The organism is Paeniroseomonas aquatica (genome assembly GCF_030409335.1).
Taxonomy (GTDB): domain Bacteria; phylum Pseudomonadota; class Alphaproteobacteria; order Acetobacterales; family Acetobacteraceae; genus Belnapia; species Belnapia aquatica.
In genome coordinates, this window is the sequence record NZ_JAUFPN010000253.1 from 1 (window position 1) to 1135 (window position 1135).

Here is a 1135-nt window from a genome sequence, read left to right on the forward strand (position 1 = left end):
AATGAGCAAAAACGTCACGCTTCGCCAGCTTCGTGCCTTCCTCGCCGTGGCCCAGGAACGAAGTTTCACCCATGCCGCAGTCCGCTTACGGCTCACTCAGAGCGCCCTGACCTTGTCCATCAAGACGCTTGAGGCGGAAGTCGGGGCCAAGCTGCTCGACCGCACCACGCGGTCCGTTGTTCCGACCGTGCAAGGTGAGCGTTTCATTGTGGTGTCCGAACGGTTGATAGAGGAGATGGAACGCGCCCTCGATGATATTTGGGCACATGCAGAGCGCCAGCGCGGCCTCGTTGTGGCCGCAGCCACCGCATCCCTCATCAGCCACGCCTTCGCTCCGGCGCTTGGTGTATTGGCAATCCGGCACCCAGGCATATCGGTCCGGATCGTTGAAGAGCACACCGCGGGCGCCGCACGGCGCCTCCTCGCAGGCGAGGTGGATTTCGCGGTAACCACGCTGCCAAGCCCCGACCCTATGCTGGAAGCCGTGCCGCTGCTGCGTGATCGCTTCGGGCTAGTCTGCCCTTGCGACCACCCGCTGGCCCGTGGCGGGGATGTCCTCGGCTGGGGCGTGCTGCGCGACTACCCGCTCCTTGGGCTAGGCGCCGAGAGTGGGATTCGAACCCTGATCGAGCGCTATGCACAGGGTGAATTCACACTGCCTCGTCCGCGCTATGAGGTCTCAAGCGTCTCGGGGCTCCAAAGCCTAGTTGAGCAAGGGCTTGGCATGGCAGTGATGCCGGCCCTTGCGGCGTTGCCCATGACGCGGGCCGACCTCGTGTTCCGACCGCTAGCCCCAGCTGTCCACCGCATAGTCTACCTGGCCGTGCGGCCGGGGCGCTCACCAACGCCGGCAGCCTCGGCGGTGGTCGCCGCGCTGCTTGAGCGACTCGTTGGGCTCACCTGCAGAGACATCGAGGTACTCGCCGACGCTGCAAGCCTTACACGGCTTGGCTTCGAAGCTGAAAGCCTCGCGCAGAACGCCAAAGATACGGCGGGCGAGACGCGGCGCTTCTGACCTATGGCCGCAAAACAGCCAATTTCGTTAGATGCTGTACACGAATAAACCCCTTACTGCGCTTGGGTTTGGGCGACGATGCAAAGTGAGATGATTGAGATCATCGCAATCCAGATATGC

1 protein-coding gene is annotated in these 1135 nt (G+C 63.0%); it reads left to right on the forward strand.

Features of this window, described 5'->3' with window-relative positions:
- Nucleotides 1-1015 (forward strand): LysR family transcriptional regulator (locus QWZ14_RS29150; RefSeq protein WP_290320575.1); only part of this gene is annotated, 1015 nt, incomplete at its 5' end.
- Between the last annotated feature and the right edge of the window lie 120 nt (nucleotides 1016-1135).